Genomic DNA, 20,506 nt, shown 5'->3' on the forward strand with positions numbered 1-20,506 from the left:
GCCCCTCTCGAGATGTTCTCTCCCTAGCTAGCCAACGGTAGTTGCTTTCGAAAGGTTGCGCCAAACACACGTTCGAGTGAAAAATCGCAGATTACCTGACGTGATCATGTGTCCGGGTGTATGGCTTGCGCTCGGGCCGAATGGCAATTCGGTTGATTACGGTACGCTTCACCGCCGGAGCCGTGAGCCCCTCGGTGGCACTCCCATACTGCCACCCGGCACCCCGTCAACCCGGTACCGGCCCCCTGTCCCGAGCGGCGCGAGTGGCGGCTTTACGTGCCTGATGCGGCTCTGGGGCGGTTCTGGCGCGGTCTGGGACGGCGCGACACGCGCAGGGCAAGAAAAGCGGCCAAACCCCAGATCTAGTGGTTGGATTGCTGCAGCGGCCCAGAAGTTGTGGTCCCTGGTCTTTCGAGGCCTCGGGGATCGCCTATGCTTGGGGCTGCTTCGAGGGCCCCGAAGGGTCGTTGAGGTTGACGAGTCGTGCCATGAAGGAGGGTTGGGAGTTCCATGCACTGCCCCTTCTGCAGGCACCCCGACAGCCGCGTAGTCGACAGCCGCACCACCGACGACGGCACGTCGATCCGCAGGCGCCGTCAGTGCCCCGACTGCTCCCGTCGTTTCACGACCGTGGAGACGTGCTCACTGATGGTGGTCAAGCGCAGCGGCGTGACCGAGCCCTTCAGTCGTACGAAGGTCATCAACGGCGTCCGCAAGGCATGCCAGGGGCGGCCGGTGACCGAGGACGCTCTCGCTCTGCTCGGCCAGCGGGTCGAAGAGGCGGTGCGCGCCACCGGAAGCGCCGAACTGACCACTCATGACGTGGGCCTTGCCATACTCGGTCCGCTGCAGGAGCTCGACCTCGTCGCCTACCTGCGCTTCGCGTCGGTGTACCGGGCCTTCGACTCGCTCGAGGACTTCGAGGCTGCCATCGGGGAGCTGAGGGAACAGCGGCTCGACGCGGAGCCGGGCGACGCGGACGGAGAGCGCGTCGTGAACGACTGCGGGCCCGGAGGGACTGTCGAAGTCCCGGTGCCCGCCACTGCCGCCGACTGACCGGCTGACCGACCGGCCGGCGGCGAACCAGACCTGTTGAGGGTGTCCCTTCGGGGTGCCCGCAACACAAGACACACATCCGTGCCACGGGAAGAACGTGGCACTTCAGGGCGTTTTAGCCTGATACAGGGAGGCGGCATGACCGAGACGACGAGCGGCCCGGCACGAGGTTCCCGCGCCAAGGGATCCAAGGCCAGCAAGGGTCTGCGTATCGAGCGCATCCACACCACCCCGGGCGTGCATCCGTACGACGAGGTGGTCTGGGAGCGCCGTGACGTCGTCATGACCAATTGGCGCGACGGCTCGGTCAATTTCGAGCAGCGTGGCGTCGAGTTCCCCGACTTCTGGTCGGTGAACGCGGTCAACATCGTCACCAGCAAGTACTTCCGCGGGGCCGTCGGTACCCCGCAGCGCGAGACCGGCCTCAAGCAGCTGATCGACCGCATCGTGAAGACGTACCGCAAGGCCGGCGAGGACTACAACTACTTCGCCTCGCCCGCCGACGCGGAGATCTTCGAGCACGAGCTGGCGTACGCCCTCCTGCACCAGATCTTCAGCTTCAACTCGCCGGTCTGGTTCAACGTCGGAACGCCCCAGCCGCAGCAGGTGTCCGCCTGCTTCATCCTGGCCGTCGACGACTCCATGGAGTCGATCCTCGACTGGTACAAGGAAGAGGGCATGATCTTCAAGGGCGGCTCCGGCGCCGGCCTGAACCTCTCCCGTATCCGTTCCTCCAAGGAACTGCTCTCCTCCGGAGGCAACGCCTCTGGCCCCGTCTCCTTCATGCGCGGTGCCGACGCCTCCGCCGGAACGATCAAGTCCGGTGGCGCCACGCGCCGCGCGGCCAAGATGGTCATCCTCGACGTCGACCACCCCGACATCGAGGGCTTCATCGAGACCAAGGTCAAGGAAGAGGAGAAGATCCGCGCCCTGCGCGACGCGGGCTTCGACATGGACCTGGGCGGCGACGACATCACGTCCGTCCAGTACCAGAACGCCAACAACTCGGTCCGCGTGAACGACGAGTTCATGAAGGCCGTGGAGACCGGTTCGAAGTTCGGTCTGCGCGCCCGCATGACCGGTGACGTCATCGAAGAGGTCGACGCCAAGTCCCTCTTCCGCAAGATGGCCGAGGCCGCCTGGGCCTGTGCCGACCCCGGCATCCAGTACGACGACACCATCAACGCCTGGCACACCTGCCCGGAGTCCGGCCGGATCAACGGCTCGAACCCGTGCAGCGAGTACATGCACCTGGACAACACGTCCTGCAACCTCGCCTCGCTGAACCTGATGAAGTTCCTGAAGGACGACGGCAAGGGCAACCAGTCCTTCGACGCCGAGCGCTTCTCCAAGGTCGTCGAGCTGGTCATCACCGCGATGGACATCTCGATCTGCTTCGCGGACTTCCCGACCCAGAAGATCGGCGAGAACACCCGCGCCTTCCGTCAGCTGGGCATCGGCTACGCCAACCTCGGCGCCCTCCTCATGGCGACCGGCCACGCGTACGACTCCGACGGCGGCCGCGCCCTCGCCGGCGCCATCACCTCGCTGATGACGGGTACGTCGTACAAGCGTTCCGCCGAGCTGGCCGCGGTCGTCGGTCCCTACGACGGCTACGCCCGCAACGCCACCCCGCACAAGCGCGTCATGAAGCAGCACGCCGACGCCAACGGCGTGGCCGTGCGCATGGACGACCTGGACACGCCGATCTGGGCCGCCGCCACGGAGGCCTGGCAGGACGTGCTCCGTCTCGGCGAGAAGAACGGTTTCCGTAACTCCCAGGCGTCCGTCATCGCCCCGACCGGCACCATCGGTCTCGCGATGTCCTGCGACACCACCGGCCTGGAGCCCGACCTCGCGCTGGTCAAGTTCAAGAAGCTCGTCGGCGGCGGCTCGATGCAGATCGTCAACGGCACCGTGCCGCAGGCGCTGCGTCGCCTGGGCTACCAGGAGGAGCAGATCGAGGCGATCGTCGCCCACATCGCCGACAACGGCAATGTGATCGATGCCCCCGGCCTGAAGACCGAGCACTACGAGGTCTTCGACTGCGCCATGGGTGAGCGCTCCATCTCGGCGATGGGCCACGTCCGCATGATGGCCGCGATCCAGCCGTGGATCTCGGGCGCCCTCTCCAAGACGGTCAACCTCCCGGAGACCGCCACCGTCGAGGACGTCGAAGAGGTCTACTTCGAGGCCTGGAAGATGGGCGTCAAGGCGCTCGCCATCTACCGCGACAACTGCAAGGTCGGTCAGCCGCTCTCCGCGAAGAAGAAGGACGAGAAGGCGGAGATCACCGAGAAGACCGAGGCGGCGATCCGCGAGACCGTCGAGAAGGTCGTCGAGTACCGCCCGGTCCGCAAGCGTCTCCCGAAGGGCCGTCCCGGCATCACCACCTCCTTCACGGTGGGCGGCGCCGAGGGCTACATGACCGCCAACTCCTACCCGGACGACGGTCTGGGCGAGGTCTTCCTGAAGATGTCCAAGCAGGGCTCGACCCTCGCGGGCATGATGGACGCCTTCTCCATCGCCGTCTCCGTCGGTCTGCAGTACGGCGTGCCCCTGGAGACGTACGTTTCCAAGTTCACGAACATGCGCTTCGAGCCGGCCGGTATGACGGACGACCCGGATGTGCGGATGGCGCAGTCGATCGTCGACTACATCTTCCGTCGCCTGGCGCTGGACTTCCTGCCCTTCGAGACCCGCTCCGCGCTCGGCATCCACTCCGCCGAGGAGCGTCAGCGTCACCTGGAGACGGGTTCGTACGAGCCCGCAGAGGACGAGGTCGACGTCGAGGGTCTGGCTCAGTCCGCCCCGCGGCAGACCGAGTCCCTGAAGGCGGTCTCCGCGCCGAAGGCGGACGTCGTCGAGGCGCCCCAGACTGCTCCGCAGCAGGCGCACACCAGCGCCGAGCTCGTCGAGATGCAGCTGGGCATCCAGGCCGACGCGCCGCTGTGCTTCTCCTGCGGTACGAAGATGCAGCGCGCCGGCTCCTGCTACATCTGCGAGGGCTGCGGCTCGACCAGCGGCTGCAGCTGATCCCGGGATCGGCCTCTCGGGGCTGAGCTGACCGGTCAGGGCGGTGGTGCCGATTTCTCGGCGCCACCGCCCTTGGCGTTTGTGCCACTGGGTCCTGCGAGGCCTGGTGAGGAACTCAGGGATGGTCCGCAGCAAGGACGCCCCGCTTCAAGGCGTCCCGTATCGGAGACGGCTCGCGTCAGGGACAGCTCGCCTCAGGTGGCTGGAGGGCCCGCCGGGTCCTGGTCCAAGGAGATGAGCTCGCCTCCCATGCGCGAGGCGAACGACGTCGGGTCGGCGTCGAAGCCGTGGATGACCTCGCGGAACGACCATGCTCCGGACGCGTCCCGGGTGAACTCGGCGATGGTCGAGGCGCTGCATCCGGAGACGCCTGCCAGGTTGTTCAGCGCCAGGTCCGTGTGGCCTTCGCGAATACGGAACGCGGCGTTCGTGATGTCGCCGAACACCTTCTCCTCTTCATGCTGCTGTATGGCGACGCCCACCACGACCCGGGTGAGCGTGGGAGCGAGCCGGTCCAGCTCCAGCGTCATGACCTCGTCGTAACCGAAGCCCTGGCCCGTCCTGCTGTCCCGGTTGAGGCTGATGGTGCCGTCGGGGGAGCGACTGTCGAAGTGCACCAGGTACACAGGACTGCCGTACGGAGCGTCGGCCGTGTACGTCGCGGCGATGATGTCGAGGTCGTTGGCCGGTTCCCCGATCGGGCTCGGATCCCACTTGAGGCCGACCTCGACCTTCTTGATCCCCTTGCTGACGCTGCTCAACGGACTTCCCCCTCCTCGTGACCGGTGGCTGTGGACGCCCCAGGTGTGTCCAACACCAACGCTACGACGCAGGACTGACAACGGCGTAGCGTTTCTGGTCAGGAGAGACAACTGAGCCGGGAGTGAATCGGGTTGGTGACCAGCGCGGTCGCGGTGATCATTGCTTCATGACATGGAACGGGGAAGAACTCGATTTCGACGCCTACTTGGCGAGACTCGGGCACACGGACGCGACGAAGCCGGATCTGCACACTCTGCGCGCGCTCCACCGGGCGCACGTGACGGCGATCCCCTTCGAGAACCTCGAGATGATGCTCGGCCGTCCGGTCCCACTGGAACTGGCGGCACTTGAGGACAAGCTCGTGCGCAAGCGGCGGGGCGGCTACTGCTACGAACAGAACCTGCTCTTCGCCGCGGCACTGGAGCGCATCGGCTTCGACGTCACCGGACTTGGGGCCCGCGTCAGGGCGGGCGCGTCCTCCACGCGCGCGGTGACGCACATGCTCTTGAAGGTCGAGGTGGACGGCGAGGCGTGGCACTGCGACGTCGGGTTCGGCGGCGACGGGTTGCTCGAACCGATCCCGATGCGTGTCGGTGTCGAAGTGCAACAAGGAGAGTGGCGTTTCGATCTCCAGCAGGAGGACGAAGGGGTCCTGGTGCTGCGGACATGGCGCCCCGACGGATGGTTCGAGCTCTACGCCTACACCCAGGAGCGGCGTCTTCCTGTCGACTACGTAGTGATGAACCACTACACGTCGACCCACCCCAGGTCGTCCTTCATCCGCCGTCCGGTGGTGCAGATGGCCGCCCCGGAGCTCCGCCGAAGGCTGGTGGGTGATCAGCTGACGGTGACGCGTCCCGATGGTTCTGCCGAGGAACGAGCCGTTCCTGTGGGCGAATTGACGGATGTTCTCGTACGGGAGTTCGGTGTCGAGCTGGATGCTCCTGATTCGGCTGAGCTGATCCGGGTGCACTACGCCGGAGCGTGACCCTGGCCATGCTCCGCGCCGTACGATGGCGCGGTGCTGGTCAAGTGGATTCGCTGCACCGTGGTCGACCGTCGGGGATTCGAACGAGGGCAGCGAAAGTGGGCGGGGCTGTTGGGGGAGCCGGGGTTCCGGGGGCAAGGCGGGGGGTGGAGTCGGGGGAGGCCGGGCGTCGCCCATGTCTTTGCCTTCTGGGAGAGCCGCGCCTTCTACGACTCCTTCATGGCTCGCTCGCACGACCGTCTCGCGGCCGCGCAGGCGGGCACCTACAAGGACCTGCAGGCCAAGCTCTTCGATCACCGTTTCGATGTGAAGACAGGGTTCGAGCCGCGTTTCACGGACGCGGACGTGGTGCGCGTCGCGCACTGCCGGGTCCGTGAGGCGCGGGTGGAGCACTTCGCCCTGATGCAGGAGAAGGTCTGGAACCCCGCGATGGCCGGCTCGCCGGGAATGCTGCGCGGCCTCTTCGGAGAGGCACCCGGCCATGAATTCCTGGTGCTTTCCATGTGGCAGTCGGCCGCCGAGCACGGCAAGTACCGCGCAGAGCGGGTGGAGCGTCTCTCGCTGCGGGCGCAGACGGAGGCCGATGTCGCCGCGCTGGCGGGTGACATCGTGAATCTGGAGCCGTCGTGGACGGTGTGAGCGTGTCTGTCTGGCCGGTTCCGATCAACACCCCTGTATCGCTGCCGACTTCGGAACCGGCGCACCCGCGCTTCGGGTGAGCCTGCCGTCACCTTCTGGCGAAGGCGCCTTCGCGGGTGGCGGCCAGGGCCGCGGCCGCCGACTGCTCGGCGAGTGCCGTGTCGATCGGCTCGCGTGTGATGAACAGACGGAGCAGCAGCGGGGCGGAAACGGCACGGACGAGTGCGGCGGCGTCGGTGTCCGGGGCCGCCTCGCCGCGTGCCACGGCCCGGGTGACGACCGCCTCGCAGCGGCTGAACCGTTCGACGTAGAAGGCATGCAGGGCTTCGGCTGCCCGTGCCGACTGGAAGGCCGCCGCGATGAAGGCGGTGGGCGCCGCGGCCGCCGCGTCGTCCGAGAAGGAATCGACCACTTCCTGTGCGAGTGCGCGCAGGTCGCCCTCCAGGCTGCCCGTGTCCGGTGGGGTCCACGCGTCCTCGCCCGCCATGTCCAGGGCGTCGGCGACCAGCCCTTCGAGGCCGCCCCAGCGGCGGTACAGCGTGGTCTTGTGCACCCCTGAGTGATCGGCCACGTATTCGACGGTGAGGCCGGGGTAGCCGTGGCTCGCGAGACCGCTCAGTACGGCGTCGCGCACGGCTGCGCGGGTGCGGGCCGTGCGGCCTCCCGGGCGGCGGGTGCCGGGTGCGGGGGGTGCCGCTTCCGTTTCACCGGTGTTCGGTGCGCCGCCGCTCCGGCCGGCCGCGACAGGCTTGTCCGCCATTGATCCGTTCCTTCTCCGTTGCCCAGCCCTGGACGCCCAATTGCAACTGGTGTTGCGTTAGTCCGGTCAGTGTGTCACACTCGCAGTAATGCAACATTGGTTGCGTTTGTCGAGCGGTTCCAACCGGGGGTGCCTTTGCCTACTCAGATCTCTCTGCATGGCGTGACCAAGACGCGGGGCGAGCGGCTGCTGCTCGACGGGGTGTCCCTGGCCGTCCGGCCGGGCGAGCGCATAGGCGTCGTGGGGGAGAACGGCGCGGGGAAGTCCACGCTGCTGCACCTGATGTCCGGCGATGAACAGCCCGACGAGGGCGAGGTCGTCACCGTCGCCGAGCGAGGTGCGGGGCTCCTCGCGCAGACTCCGCAGCTGCCGGCCGACAGGTGCGTCGGCGACGCGATCGACGCCGCACTGGCCGAACTGCGCGCTATGGAAGGGCGGTTGCGTGCACTCGAAGAGGGGCTCGGCTCCGCCGCCGAACAGCAGCTTCATGAGTACGGCGACCTGCTGACGGCCTTCGAGCTGCGCGGCGGCTATGAAGCGGACGCGCGTGTGGACAAGGCGATGCACGGACTGGGACTCGGCCACATCTCCCGGGACAGGGTCCTTGGCAGTCTGTCCGGCGGTGAGCAGGCCCGGCTCGGAATCGCCTGCCTCATAGCGGCGGCACCGGAGGTGATGCTCCTCGACGAGCCGACCAATCACCTGGACGAGAGCGCGCTGGACTGGCTGGAGAGCGCGCTCTCGGCACACCGCGGGACCGTGGTCGCGGTCTCCCACGACCGCACCTTCCTGGAGCGCGTGGCCACCGCGATCCTCGAAGTGGACGCCGACCGGAAGTCGGTGGTGCGGCACGGCGGCGGCTATCAAGGGCTGGTCGCGGAGCGGGCGGCGGCTCGGCTGCGCTGGGAGCAGGAGTACGCGCAGTGGTGCGACGAGACGAGCCGACTCCAGGAGTTCATGGCGACCACCGCCCATGCAGTGGCCGGAGGGCGGGGCATGAAGGACAACAACAAAATGGCGTACGACCGCGCGGGAGGCCGGGTCCAGGCCTCGGTGTCCGGACGCGTACGGAACGCGCAAGAACGACTTCGCAGGCTGCGTGACCAGCCGGTGCCCAAGCCTCCCGAGCCGCTGCGGTTCGCGGCGCGTCCCGTGACGGGCATCGCTGAAGGGGCTCTGGTGACGCTGCGGGACGTGCGTGTGGGCGAGCGGCTCGCCGTGGACGAGCTCACCGTGTCGGCCGGTGAGCGGCTGCTGATCCACGGGGGCAACGGAGCGGGAAAGTCCACGCTGCTGCGCACCATGGCGGGCGTGCTCGAACCCGACCACGGCACGGTCGTCCGCAGAGGCCGCATCGGCTATCTCGCCCAGGAGATACCGGTACGACGTCCCACGGAGCGTGTCCTCGAAGTGTTCGGCAGCGGCTTGGGGCTGCCTGAGGAAGAGCAGAGGGAGCTGCTCCTCTCCTACGGTCTGTTCCGCGCCCGCGACCTCCACGTACCCGTGGGATCCCTGTCCGCGGGGCAGCGCCGGAGGCTGGCCCTCGCGCGGCTGCTGGCCAGGCCCGCCGACCTGCTGCTGCTCGACGAGCCGGCCAACCACCTGGCGCTCGGCCTGGTCGAGGACCTGGAGGCGGCACTCGACCAGTGGACGGGAGCCCTGGTCGTCGTCTCGCACGACAGGCTGCTGCGCCGGCGTTTCACGGGTCGAATACGCCGGATGGAGTCCGGACGGCTACCCGACTGAGCAGCCCTCCAGGAACCCGATCTAGGGTTTCCGCATGGCACGCCCGCGGCGCATCATCCTGGTCCGGCACGGCGAGTCGGCAGGAAACGCCGACGACACCGTGTACGAGCGCGAGCCCGACCATGCGCTCGCGCTGACCGAGACGGGGTGGTCCCAAGCGGCTGACACGGGCAAACACCTGCGGGAGCTGTTCGGTCGCGAGCGGGTGAGCGTGTACGTCTCGCCGTACCGACGCACCCACGAGACCTTCCAGGCGTTCCGGCTCGATCCCGAGCTGGTGCGGGTGCGGGAGGAGCCGAGGCTGCGGGAGCAGGACTGGGGCAACTGGCAGGACCGGGACGACGTACGCCTGCAGAAGGCGTACCGCGACGCGTACGGACACTTCTTCTACCGCTTTGCCCAGGGCGAGTCGGGCGCGGATGTGTACGACAGGGTGGGGGCCTTCCTGGAAAGCCTCTACCGGAGCTTCGAGGCCCCGGATCATCCTCCGAACGTCCTCCTGGTCACGCACGGACTGACCATGCGCTTGTTCTGCATGCGCTGGTTCCACTGGTCGGTGGCCGAGTTCGAGTCGCTGTCCAATCCCGGCAACGGCGAGGTGCGGATGCTCGTGCTGGGCGACGACGGCAAGTACACGCTGGACCGGCCCTTCGAACGCTGGCGCGAGCCCGAGCCGTACGGAGACACGGGATGGAACGGCGTCACCGGATAGAGTGGCAGAGCGATGACCGCTGACTCCTCTCCCGACCGGCGCCTGGTGCGCGCTCTGGCCAGCCTGCGCGGACTGGCGGTGGGGGACGCGCTGGGCTCCCAGTTCTTCGTGCCCGCGCACTACCCACTGCTCAAGAACCGACAGCTGCCGGATGCCCCTTGGCAGTGGACCGACGACACCGAGATGGCCTGCTCCGTGCTGGCCGTCCTCATCAAGCACCGACGGATCGACCAGGACGCGCTCGCCCAGTCGTTCGCCGAGCACCATGACTTCGACCGTGGCTACGGCCCTGCCGTCAACCGCCTGCTCCGCCAGGTTAGGGAAGGCGGGGACTGGCGGGAGCTGGCCTCCGCGCTCTTCAAGGGGCAGGGCTCCTGGGGGAACGGCGCCGCCATGCGGATCGCCCCGCTCGGTGCCTGGTACGCGGACGACCCGGAGCAGGCGACACACCAGGCGGAGATCTCGGCCTATCCCACGCACCAGCACCGCGAGGCAGTTGTCGGGGCCATGGCCGTGGCGGCGGCCGCGGCATTGACGGCAGACCCCGCCGGACCGCCCACGCCGAAGGCGCTTCTCGACGGCGTCATCGCGTTGGTGCCGCGCAGCGCGGTGGGAGCGGGGCTGCGCCGGGCGCGGGACATGCTCGACTATGGCGACGCCGGCACGGTCGCGGCAGTGCTCGGCTGCGGGCGGCGCACGACGGCCCATGACACGGTGCCGTTCGCGCTGTGGTCGGCCGCGCGTGGCCTCGGCGCGTACGAGCGGGCCATCTGGGACACCGCGCAGGTGGGCGGCGACATGGACACGACCTGCGCCATCGTGGGTGGCGTGGTCGCGTCCGGAGAGGGCGGGGCGCCGCCCGCGGAGTGGCTGGAGCGGACCGAAGCGCTGCCCGCTTGGGTTCCTGTCGGCGCGAGCTGATCGGTTCGAGCCGGCTGAGGGGGGCTCGGTGCCGTTGCCTCTTGTCGGGGCTCGGGGCTCGGGGCTCGGGGCTGGCGGCTGGGGCCGGGACCAGGACCGGGACTACGGCCGGGCCCAGGAGCGTCCGTAGCCCGAGGATCTCCGGGAACCCAGGTATCTCCTGCTGTCACAGGCGTCGCTGGCATCACATGAGCCCCACTGTCACGGTCGTGCCACAGGCCCGGTTGAGCCGGGGGCATGGGCGTGGGCTCCCGCTACCCTGAGGCGGGCCGCTAGTTGATCTTGACTCGCGTGCGTTGAACGAGATGCCGGTACCGGCAGCCTTACGGCCACCCGCGCGTGCCGTGTGCTGTGCGGGCACACCGGCCGGGAGGGGGTCCCGTGTCCGACACGCCAGCCAGACGCGACGCAGCAGACGCGTCCGAAGGCACCGCCGCGTCCGAAAGCGGTGAGGCGATTGATGCGCCCGAAGACGCTCACTCGTCCGAGGTGACCGACACCTCTGGGGCGGCTGGCGAGCCTGAGGCGCCTGAGATGTCCGAGACGCCTCAGGCGTCCGGCACGGCTGCACCGCCGGGATCGGCGTCGCCGGACGGCGAAGAGCCACGCGATGCCTTTCAGAAGACGAGGGCTGAAAGGCCCACTGACAGTGCGGGTGAGGACAGTCCCGCAGACGCCGTCCCGGACCCGGTTTCGAGTCCGACCTCACGTCCGACCGTGACGTCGACCGGGGCTCCGGGCCCGAGTCCGACTCCGGCCCAGGTCTCGGCCGCCGTGCCGATTCAGGCTAGGCCTCAAGACCACGTACCGCGCTCCACCTGGGACTATCCCGCGCCGCAACACACACCGCTCCTCGCCGACCTGAGGGCGGGGGCGCCCCGCCCGGTGCGGACAGCGACGCTGTGCGCCGTACTAGCCACCGGCCTGTTGAGCATGCTGCTCGGCGACGGCCTCGCGCTGAATCTGCTCATCGTCGCCGTCCCGGCCACGCTCGCCGCCTACTTCGCCGCTGAGGCGGCGGGCCGCCGACCCCGTCCTTGGTCGCTGACGTGGGCCATCGGTGGTCTCGCGCTGTTGGTCGTGCCCGCACTGCGCGACGCGGGATGGCCGTCGTTCCTGGCGATCGTCTCGTCGCTCGCGCTCGCCTCGTTCGCACTGCACGGCTGCCGCACCTGGCCCGGCGTACTCCTGAGTCCGCTTGGCATCTTCGACGCGATCCTCAGCGGTCTCGGGTGGGGCTGGCGCGGAGTGCGTGAGCGCGCGAGTGGCGCGCGCGGTGCCGCGCCGGTGCTGCGTGCGGTCGCTGTGGCCGCCGTACTGCTGTTGGTCTTCGGAGCGCTGTTCGCGGGCGCCGACGCCGCCTTCGCGGACCTGCTCGGCGATCTCATACCCGACGCCTCGCTCTCCGGAAGCCCCTGGCGCGTCCTGCTGCTGGCCATCGGAGTGATCGGCGCGCTCGCCGCGGCACACACGGCGGCAGCCCCCCTTCGTTGGGACCGGCTCGTGGTGAAGCCCGGCCGGGCACGCGGCCGCCTCGAGTGGGCGCTGCCGCTGATCGTGCTCAATGTGCTGTTCGCTGCCTTCAACGCCGTACAACTGGCGGTTCTCTTCGGCGGATACGACGCCGTCCTCGACAAGACCGGACTCTCCTACTCCGCCTATGCGCGGCAGGGATTCTGGCAACTACTGCTCGCCACTCTCCTCACACTGGTCGTCATCGTGTTCGCGCTGCGCTGGGCGCCTCGCGACAGCACGCAGGACCGCACGCTGGTCCGGGCGGTGCTCGGAACGCTCTGCGTGCTGACGCTCGTCGTGGTGGCGTCCGCGGTGCGGCGCATGGACATGTACGTGGAGGCGTACGGCCTGACCAGGCTGCGGATATCCGTCGTTGCCGTGGAGCTCTGGCTCGGCGTGATCATTTTGTTGATCATGGCGGCGGGTGTCTGGGGCGCGCGGTGGCTGCCGCGCGCCGTCGCGGCCAGCGCGGCGGCCGGGGTGCTGGCCTTCGGCCTGCTGTCGCCCGATGCCCTGATCGCCGAGCGCAATGTGCAGCGCTACGAGCAGACCGGCAAGTTCGACCTCGACTACACGCGTCAGCTGTCCGCCGATGCGGTGCCGGCCCTGGACAAGCTGCCGGAGCCGCAGCGATCTTGCGCACTCAAGGGCATAGCCGACGACCTCGGGTCGGAGGGTGCCCCTTGGTACGCGACGAGCCTGGGCGAGTCCAGGGCCCGGCGGATCATCGATGAGCGGCCGCCCTCGGTGGACCCGGGGGTGTGCGGCCAGCAGAGTGTGGACCCGCCGTCCTACCCGTACAGCCAGTGACCATCAACTGATGTCCACGTGACCGGCCGCGGACCGAGCGGCAGCGGACGCCGGGCCGACCGGGTGACTCCCCGGACGGCTCGACCGGCTCTCCGGTCGAGCCGTCCCAACCTTGTCGGCGGCCCGGCGTCCGCAGCTCATTTGGGTCAGCCGCCCGCCGGCCCCGCGGCACTCGCCGTCCCCGAGAGCGCGTCGAGGTCGCTCTTGCGTACACGAATCACCAGCACGGCGGTGGCCAGGGCTATCAGAGCCATGACGACGGCCGGTATGAAGGCGGTCGAAATGCCTTCGGAGAGCACTTCGTGACTCCAGGGAGCAGGGAGTTCGTGAGTCTTGGCGAACTCGGCCTTCTGCTCCGGTGTCGCGTGGGCCATGAAGTCCGCCACCTGCTCCTCGGCCTCATTCCGGCTCGCCGTGCCGAAGACCGTGGTGAGAATGGAGAGGCCGAGCGAGCCGCCCACCTGCTGTGTGGCGTTGAGCAGCCCGGATGCCGCGCCTGCCTCGTGGAGGGCCACTCCGGAGACGGCGGTCAGCGTCAGTGTCACGAAGTTCAGGCCCATGCCGAAGCCGAACAGCAGCATCGGGCCGAGCACCCCGCCGACGTACGAACTGTCCGGGCTGAGCAGCGCCTGCCAGGCCAGCCCCAGCGCGACGATGGCCGAACCCGTCACCATGAACGGTTTGGGGCCGAGTACGGGAAGGAACTTCTGCGACAGTGCCGCGCCGAGGGCGATCACGACGGTGACCGGCAGGAAGGCGAGGCCCGCCTCGATCGGGGTGTAGTTCAGAACGTTCTGCACGAAGAGCACGATGAAAAAGAACATCCCGAACATCGCGGCAGCGAGGCTGAGCATGATCACGTACGTGCCCGAGCGGTTGCGATCGGCGAACATTCGGAGTGGAGTGATCGGCTCCTTCGCCCGGTTCTCGACGATCACGAAGGCCAGGAGCAGGACCGCCGCCGCCGCGAACGACCCCAGAGTGAGGCTGTCGCGCCACCCTTCCTCCGACGCGCGGATGAACCCGTAGACCAGGGAGGCCATACCGGCCGTCGACGTCAGCGCGCCCAAGAAGTCGAAACGGCCCGGGTGGCGTTCGGATTCGCTGATGTAGAGCGGGGTGAGGACGGCGATCAGGATGCCGATGGGTACGTTCACGAACAGCACCCAGCGCCAGTTGAGCCACTCGGTGAGCATGCCGCCCGCCAGCAGACCTATCGCGCCACCGCCCGCGGAGACCGCGGCGAAGACGCCGAACGCGCGGTTCCGTTCCGGGCCTTCGGGGAAGGTCGTCGTGATGAGCGCCAGCGAGGTCGGCGACGCGATGGCGCCTCCGACGCCCTGCAGGGCGCGCGCGGCAAGGAGCTGCCACGGCTCCTGGGCGAATCCGCCGAGGAGCGAGGCGAGGGTGAAGAGGAGGATGCCGGTCATGAAGACGCGGCGACGCCCCAGAATGTCACCGGCGCGGCCACCGAGCAGCAGCATGCCGCCGAAGGTGAGGGTGTACGCGCTGACGACCCAAGTGAGGTCGGTCGTCGAGAAGTTGAGCGCGCCCTGGATGTGGGGCAGCGCGATGTTCACAATCGTGGCGTCCAGGACCACCATGAGTTGGCAGGCCGCGATGACGGTGAGGGCTATGCCGGGATGTCCTTCCCGGCGGGCAGCCCCAGGCTTTTGATCTTGCGTCATTTGAGAGGTGCTCGTCATGATCCCCCGCAAGTGCCTTAGTGAACGGCATCGTTCACTGTTGGTTACGACGGTAGTGACTCACCTTCAGTGAACGCAAGCGTTCACTGAAGGTTCCTGTCTCGCTGCCTTCCTTCCATGCTTGTTCGACGCTCGCTCAACGGAGAGAAAAAGATGGTTACTTCGCGCTGGACGGCCGCTCGCGCCCAGGAGGCCTCCCCGCGGCGCCGAGGGCCTGTGCTGGAGCGGGCGATCCTCGATGCCGCTCTGGAGCAGCTGAGTACGGTCGGCTGGAGCGGGCTGACCATGGAAGGCGTGGCTGCGGGTGCGCAGACCGGAAAGGCGGCCGTGTACCGCCGCTGGCCGTCCAAGGAGGACCTCGTCGTGCACGCGCTGCGGTTCGGGCTGCCGCAGCTCGAGAGCGCTCCCGACCTCGGAAGTGTCCGGGAGGATCTGCTCGGGCTGTGCGGGCAGATGCGGGAGGCGATGTTCTCCCGCTCCGGATTCGCCCTGCGGTCGGTGCTTCACGAATGCGACACGGCAACGGCCGAGCGCTTCCATGACGTGATCTTCGAGGGTGTCATCGAGCCGAGCGTAAAGCTGATCAAAGAGGTCTTGAGCCGTGGAATCGAGCGCGGCGAGGTCCGTTCCGGGGGGACGGACAGCTACGTGTGTGACGTCATTCCGGCCATGCTGATGTATCGCTCGAAGGTGTGCGGCAGCGAATGGGGGGACGAGGAATTCGAGGCTTTGATCGATCAGGTCATGGTTCCGTTGCTGCGCCGCTGACGGACTGGCTGCCGCGCCGCTGACGGACTGCTGGAGGGGCGGGGAAGGCCTTCTGCCCGTGCGCGCTGCGAGTGCCGTACGTGCGTAGTACGCGTGCGGCCCGCGCGTGGTGCGCGTGCTGCCCGTGTGCTGGCGGTGCGCAGGGGGAGAGCTTTGAGGCGACTCGGCAAGCCTGGGTGTCGCGGGCGGCCCTCGGCGGCGTACGCTGTCAGGCGCCATGCCGTACGAAGCACCCACCCACACCGTCGAGCGCTCCTTGCGCGCCACCACCGGAGCGAAGATCGTCGCCGGTGTCGACGAGGTCGGACGCGGCGCGTGGGCGGGCCCGGTCACCGTCTGCGCGGCGGTCACGGGACTGCGCCGCCCGCCCGAAGGGCTCACCGACTCCAAGCTGATCAGTCCGAAGCGACGCACCGAGCTCGCGGAGGAACTGGAGAGCTGGGTCACGGCACACGCCCTCGGTCACGCCTCGCACGAGGAGATCGACGAACTGGGGATGACGGCCGCACTGCGGCTCGCCGCGGTGCGTGCTCTGGAGGGGCTGCCGGTCCGCCCGGACGCGGTCATCCTCGACGGGAAACACGACTACCTCGGAGCTCCCTGGCGGGTTCGAACGGTGATCAAGGGTGACCGGTCCTGTGTGGCTGTCGCGGCGGCTTCGGTGATCGCCAAGGTCCGGCGAGACAAAATGATGGCCGAACTGGGCATCGAACATGCAGACTTCGGTTTTGCGGCCAATGCTGGCTATCCGTCGCCGGTGCACAAGGCCGCGCTGGAGGAGCGGGGGCCCACCCCGTACCACCGGCTTTCATGGGCGTATCTTGATGCGCTGCCCCAGTGGCGGCACCTCAAGAAGGCCCGCAGCTGGGCGGACGGAAAAGTTCCGGAAATCGAGGGTCAGCTCGGCTTTGAGTTCTGACGTCGTTCCCGGCACTTCCGATCGCACTGATGTGCCACCCGCCGACGCCATGTGCGTCGGCATTTGATAGACAACAACCCATGCCTCTCATTCCCGAGGAGCCTCAGATTCACGAGAGCGCCCAGGGTCCCCGCGCCACGTCCGCCAGCGGCCGTACCGCGCCGACCCCTCGCCCTGTACCCGGCCCGCGTCCCGCGGCTCCGCCGCGCCCCGGCCGTCCGGGTCCCGCTCGGCCGATGCCGCCCGCGCAGCGCACCCCGCGCGACGCGGCCGCGAAGCCCGGACCGTCCGCCCCAGCTGTCGTAGCCTCCGGTCCCGCCACTCCTGGAGTGACCGCGTCCGGAGCGTCCGCCGCTTCGGTTCCGCAGATCCAGCTGATCCCGGCCTCGGCCGAGGGCGCGCTGGACGCGGCCGAGGAGGCCGTCGACCTGCTTCTCGACTCCGGGCGCGCGCCCGGAGACGTCCTGCTCATCACCACCGGCGAACCACACCCGTGGGCCACGCACGAGCTGTCCTTCGGCGAGACCGCCTACTGGGCCCAGCACGACGCGGGCGACGACGTCTTCTACGCAGACGCCGCCGCTCTGACGCGTGCCGCGACCCGACCCGTGGTCGTCGTCGCCGTCAACGGCGGCGCCGAAGAGACCGCGGTCGCGGCCCTGCCGACGGCTCTCACCCGAGCCGGCGCCCTGCTGATCGTGTGCGGTGACCCGCAGCGGATCAACTCGCTGCTGGGCGCGGGCGTCTGACGTCGGCGTCCGGCAGCGGTCGTCCGGCACAGGTCGTGCGGCAGTGCCGCACGGCTTCGGCCGGGTGGCCTCGCCGTGCGGTGCCCGAGCGCTGCGCGACCTGAGCCGTCGGCGGCTTCTCGGGTGGACAGGGCCAGACCGGTCGTGTGCCGGTCTGCGCTCCGGGTACGTGGTGCGTACCGCCGTGGGCACAGCGTGCTGCCCTGCGCAGAGTTGGGCGTTCGGCGGCGACAGCGATGCTGTTGCGCTGCTCGCGGCAGGGTCGGTGAGCGATGGCCAAGTGGCCGTGCGGTGGGGTCGTGGTCGGCGTCAGGTGAGGCTACGGGCAGCAGCGGGGCGGCATCAGCGTGCCGCTGCGCGACGCAGCACCTCCGACGCGGCGCCTCCGGTACGCGGCGTCAGCGGCTCGGCCTCAGGGAAGAGCTCGGGTCGTGATCCGGCGCTCGGCCGACGGCCTCCACGCCCCTCGCCCAGCACCTGCCAACCGTCGCGCGTCAGCGTGATGTACGCGCCGCAACGCAGCCCGTGCAGCGTGCAGGCGTCCCGCAGCCCCCACATCCAGGCTCCGTCCTCCTGGGTCCAACGGGCGTCTCCGTCACGGCAGTAGAGCAGCACGGCGGTACGCACCGGGGTGCGGCGCCGCAGATCGTGCGGGATGACCCGACGCAACTGTGCGAGCAGGGCATTGCGGAACACCCATCCGTCCGTCGCGCTCGAACGGCGGGAGAACGAGGCGCTCGCCCGCAGCCGTTCATCGGCGTCCAGCACAGCCACGACGGCCGTCGTGGGCGTCGGCCGGTGCCGCGAGTGCAGGCCGCTCACGACCTCTCGTGGATTGCGCAGCAGCGGGATTCCCGCAGCTGCCCACTCCGAGGGTTCGAGCATCCGGGTCAGTCGGTGGGCGGAATCGGCGGACATCTGGGCCGACGTCGATGCCGCAGCGGACGGAGCGAATCCGAAGGTCACGGTCCTCCCTTCGGCTACGCGCCCATACGGGGGCGGGGGCGGACTGGGGGAGCGCACCGCGGCACAGCCCTACCGGACCACGGGGAGCCGCGCGGGGAGCGGCTCCAATTCTTCCCGTCGTAGTCGCTTGCGGCAACGCGCAATTGGGACCGCGTTCCGGTATCTGCCGATGCGACGTGTATATCCCTGCCCAGTCGACCGCCCGTCGACGCCTACGTCATCCCTGTACAGCCAGGACCAGCGGCAACACCCCCTTGGCTCCGGCGCGACGGAGCATGCGCGCGGCCACCGCGAGAGTCCAGCCGCTGTCGGTGAGGTCGTCCACCAGGAACACCGGTCCGTCGGCTTCCTGAAGCGCGGCGGCCAGTGCGGGCGGCACCGTCAACGCGCCGTCGAGGGCACGCAGGCGCTGCGCGCTGTTGCTCCGAGGCACTCGCGCCGTATCGGCCCCCGCGGCGTACTCGAGAGAACCCAGGAGCGGAAGCCTGCCGATCTCCGCGATCCGCGCACCCAGCGACTGGATCAACTGAGGTCGCGTATGCGAGGTCATGGTCACCACGCCGACGGGGCGAGGCTGTGCGTCGCCCGCGCCCGAAGCCCAGCCGCCGGGACCCTTCGCCCAGTCCGCGAGCACCTCCACCACGGCCTTCGCCACGTCGTCCGGCACCGGCCCGTCCGGGGCCTGCGGCGCGAGCATGGGGCGGAGCCGATTGCCCCAGCCGATGTCGGAGAGCCGTCCCAAGGCCCGCCCGGGACCGGCCTGCTCGCCCGCGGGGATGCGTCCCTTGAGATCCACGCCGACCGCGGCCAGGCCGGTGGGCCACATCCTCCGGGGCTCCACATCGACGCCTGCGCGCTTGAGCTCGCCCTGTGCCGCGTCCAGCGCCGTGGTGGACACCTCGTCGCCGAACCGCGCGCCCGCACAGTTGTCGCAGCGTCCGCACGGCGCCGCGCCCTCGTCGTCCAGCTGGCGGCGCAGGAACTCCATGCGGCAGCCCGGCGCCGATGCGTACTCGCGCATCGCCTGCTGCTCGGCCTGCCGCTGCTTGGCGACCCATGCGTAGCGCTCGGTGTCGTACGCCCATGCCTGGCCGGTGGAGATCCAGCCGCCCTTGACGCGCCGGACCGCGCCGTCCACGTCGAGGACCTTGAGCATCGTCTCGAGCCGCGAACGGCGGAGCTCGACCAGGGGCTCGAGGGCAGGAAGCGACAGCGGCCTGTCGGCCTGGGCCAGCACGTCGAGCGTGCGCCGCACCTGCTCCTCGGGCGGGAAGGCGAGCGAGGCGAAGTAGTTCCAGATCGCCTCGTCCTCCTTGCCCGGCAGGAGCAGCACCTCGGCGTGGTCGACGCCGCGCCCCGCACGCCCCACCTGCTGGTAGTACGCGATCGGCGAGGACGGGGAACCGAGGTGGACCACGAATCCCAGGTCGGGCTTGTCGAAGCCCATGCCGAGGGCTGAAGTGGCGACGAGGGCCTTCACGCGGTTGGCCAGGAGGTCCTCTTCGGCCTGCTGGCGGTCGGCGTTCTCGGTCTTCCCCGTGTACGAGGCGACGGTGTGACCGCACTGCCGGAGGTAGGCGGTCACTTCCTCCGCGGCGGCCACCGTGAGTGTGTAGATGATGCCGGACCCCGGAAGGTCGTTCAGATGGTCGGCCAGCCAGGCCAAACGGTGTGCGGCGTTCGGCAGTTGGAGCACGCTCAGGCTCAGGCTCTCCCGGTCGAGCGGGCCGCGCAGGACGAGCGCGTCCGAGCCGCCGCCGGTGCCGAGCTGCTCGGCCACGTCGGCCGTCACTCGCGCGTTGGCCGTCGCTGTGGTGGCCAGGACGGGGACGTCGGGCGGGAGATCCGCGAGCATCGTGCGCAGCCGGCGATAGTCGGGCCGGAAGTCGTGGCCCCAGTCGGAGATGCAGTGCGCCTCGTCGACCACGAGCAGCCCGGTGGCCGCGGCGAGCTTGGGCAGGACCTGGTCGCGGAAGTCCGGGTTGTTGAGCCGCTCCGGGCTCACCAGCAGCACGTCCACGTCACCCGCGGCGACCTCTGCCTGGACCGTCTCCCACTCCTCGGTGTTGGAGGAGTTGATCGTGCGGGCGCGGATCCCGGCCCGCGCGGCCGACTCGACCTGATTGCGCATGAGGGCGAGCAGCGGGGAGACGATCACGGTCGGGCCCGCGCCGCGCTCCCGCAGCAGGGCCGTCGCGACGAAGTACACCGCCGACTTTCCCCAGCCGGTGCGCTGCACGACCAGGGCGCGGCGCTTCTCCGCGACCAGCGCTTCGATGGCACGCCACTGGTCCTCGCGCAGCCTGGCGCCGCCCGACGGCGATGCCTCGCCGGACACGGGGGAGGGGCCGCCGACGAGGCGGGCGAGGACGGCGTCGGCCGCCGTGCGCAGGTCTTCGTTGCTCATGCCCCCATGCAACCCGATGGGTCGGACATTAGGCGAACGAGCCCGC

At 69.2% G+C, this 20,506-nt stretch carries 16 protein-coding genes; 11 read left to right on the forward strand and 5 right to left on the reverse strand.

The genetic code is table 11. The annotated features are described in order from the left end of the window. Positions 1-510 precede the first annotated feature (510 nt). Both nrdR and AB0L89_RS32385 read left to right on the forward strand, forming a co-directional pair. A complete protein-coding gene (nrdR, locus tag AB0L89_RS32380; protein ID WP_306334840.1) occupies positions 511-1,056 on the forward strand; it encodes a transcriptional regulator NrdR in 546 nt (181 codons plus the stop codon). Between the two features lie 138 nt (positions 1,057-1,194). After that, positions 1,195-4,092 carry a vitamin B12-dependent ribonucleotide reductase gene (locus tag AB0L89_RS32385; RefSeq protein ID WP_365148984.1) on the forward strand — a complete coding sequence of 966 codons (2,898 nt, stop codon included), beginning with the start codon at positions 1,195-1,197 and terminating at the stop codon, positions 4,090-4,092. A 194-nt stretch (positions 4,093-4,286) separates the two neighbouring features. Here the strand turns inward: AB0L89_RS32385 and AB0L89_RS32390 are convergent, their stop codons facing one another. Further along, positions 4,287-4,964, reverse strand: coding sequence for a TerD family protein (locus tag AB0L89_RS32390; RefSeq protein WP_365148987.1), 678 nt, complete (start codon positions 4,962-4,964; stop codon positions 4,287-4,289). A gap of 56 nt (positions 4,965-5,020) precedes the next feature. On the opposite strand from AB0L89_RS32390, the gene AB0L89_RS32395 reads away from it, so the two are divergent. Both AB0L89_RS32395 and AB0L89_RS32400 read left to right on the forward strand, forming a co-directional pair. Beyond that, the gene (locus AB0L89_RS32395; protein ID WP_365148990.1) at positions 5,021-5,842 is read left to right on the forward strand and encodes an arylamine N-acetyltransferase; all 822 of its coding nucleotides are present in this window, start codon (positions 5,021-5,023) and stop codon (positions 5,840-5,842) included. A gap of 33 nt (positions 5,843-5,875) precedes the next feature. Beyond that, positions 5,876-6,481 carry a YdbC family protein gene (locus AB0L89_RS32400; RefSeq protein ID WP_365148993.1) on the forward strand — a complete coding sequence of 202 codons (606 nt, stop codon included), beginning with the start codon at positions 5,876-5,878 and terminating at the stop codon, positions 6,479-6,481. A gap of 88 nt (positions 6,482-6,569) precedes the next feature. Here AB0L89_RS32400 and AB0L89_RS32405 read toward each other — a convergent pair whose 3' ends face one another. Then, on the reverse strand, positions 6,570-7,241 hold the full coding sequence (locus AB0L89_RS32405) for a TetR/AcrR family transcriptional regulator C-terminal ligand-binding domain-containing protein (protein WP_365148996.1): 672 nt from the start codon (positions 7,239-7,241) through the stop codon (positions 6,570-6,572). A 135-nt stretch (positions 7,242-7,376) separates the two neighbouring features. Here AB0L89_RS32405 and AB0L89_RS32410 point away from each other — a divergent pair, with 135 nt between their 5' ends. From AB0L89_RS32410 to AB0L89_RS32425, 4 genes are all read left to right on the forward strand, one after another. After that, positions 7,377-8,987: an ABC-F family ATP-binding cassette domain-containing protein gene (locus tag AB0L89_RS32410; RefSeq protein WP_365148999.1), complete on the forward strand. Its 1,611-nt coding sequence runs from the start codon at positions 7,377-7,379 to the stop codon at positions 8,985-8,987. 34 nt (positions 8,988-9,021) lie between these two features. Continuing rightward, the gene (locus AB0L89_RS32415; protein ID WP_365149002.1) at positions 9,022-9,699 is read left to right on the forward strand and encodes a histidine phosphatase family protein; all 678 of its coding nucleotides are present in this window, start codon (positions 9,022-9,024) and stop codon (positions 9,697-9,699) included. A gap of 12 nt (positions 9,700-9,711) precedes the next feature. Continuing rightward, positions 9,712-10,620 carry an ADP-ribosylglycohydrolase family protein gene (locus tag AB0L89_RS32420; protein ID WP_365149005.1) on the forward strand — a complete coding sequence of 303 codons (909 nt, stop codon included), beginning with the start codon at positions 9,712-9,714 and terminating at the stop codon, positions 10,618-10,620. 534 nt (positions 10,621-11,154) lie between these two features. Continuing rightward, a complete protein-coding gene (locus AB0L89_RS32425) occupies positions 11,155-12,945 on the forward strand; it encodes a DUF4153 domain-containing protein (RefSeq protein WP_365149219.1) in 1,791 nt (596 codons plus the stop codon). A gap of 146 nt (positions 12,946-13,091) precedes the next feature. Here AB0L89_RS32425 and AB0L89_RS32430 read toward each other — a convergent pair whose 3' ends face one another. Continuing rightward, positions 13,092-14,633, reverse strand: coding sequence for an MFS transporter (locus tag AB0L89_RS32430; protein WP_365149008.1), 1,542 nt, complete (start codon positions 14,631-14,633; stop codon positions 13,092-13,094). A 171-nt stretch (positions 14,634-14,804) separates the two neighbouring features. Between AB0L89_RS32430 and AB0L89_RS32435 the strand changes: the two genes are divergently transcribed. The 3 genes from AB0L89_RS32435 to AB0L89_RS32445 all read left to right on the forward strand — a co-directional run bounded on the left by AB0L89_RS32435 (position 14,805) and on the right by AB0L89_RS32445 (position 17,087). After that, positions 14,805-15,419, forward strand: a complete 615-nt coding sequence (locus AB0L89_RS32435) for a TetR/AcrR family transcriptional regulator (RefSeq protein WP_365149011.1) — start codon at positions 14,805-14,807, stop codon at positions 15,417-15,419. Positions 15,420-15,636: 217 nt separating this feature from the next. Continuing rightward, complete coding sequence (locus AB0L89_RS32440) at positions 15,637-16,338, forward strand: ribonuclease HII (protein ID WP_365149014.1); 702 nt, start codon at positions 15,637-15,639, stop codon at positions 16,336-16,338. Between the two features lie 80 nt (positions 16,339-16,418). Next, positions 16,419-17,087, forward strand: coding sequence for a hypothetical protein (locus AB0L89_RS32445; RefSeq protein WP_365149017.1), 669 nt, complete (start codon positions 16,419-16,421; stop codon positions 17,085-17,087). Positions 17,088-17,429: 342 nt separating this feature from the next. On the opposite strand, the gene AB0L89_RS32450 is transcribed toward AB0L89_RS32445, so the two are convergent. Together AB0L89_RS32450 and AB0L89_RS32455 are read right to left on the reverse strand one after the other, a co-directional pair. Then, positions 17,430-18,053 carry a hypothetical protein gene (locus AB0L89_RS32450; RefSeq protein ID WP_365149020.1) on the reverse strand — a complete coding sequence of 208 codons (624 nt, stop codon included), beginning with the start codon at positions 18,051-18,053 and terminating at the stop codon, positions 17,430-17,432. Between the two features lie 217 nt (positions 18,054-18,270). Beyond that, complete coding sequence (locus tag AB0L89_RS32455) at positions 18,271-20,460, reverse strand: RecQ family ATP-dependent DNA helicase (protein WP_365149023.1); 2,190 nt, start codon at positions 20,458-20,460, stop codon at positions 18,271-18,273. Positions 20,461-20,506 lie beyond the last annotated feature (46 nt).

The organism is Streptomyces sp. NPDC052114 (assembly GCF_040680155.1).
In the GTDB taxonomy this organism is placed as follows: Bacteria; Actinomycetota; Actinomycetes; order Streptomycetales; family Streptomycetaceae; genus Streptomyces.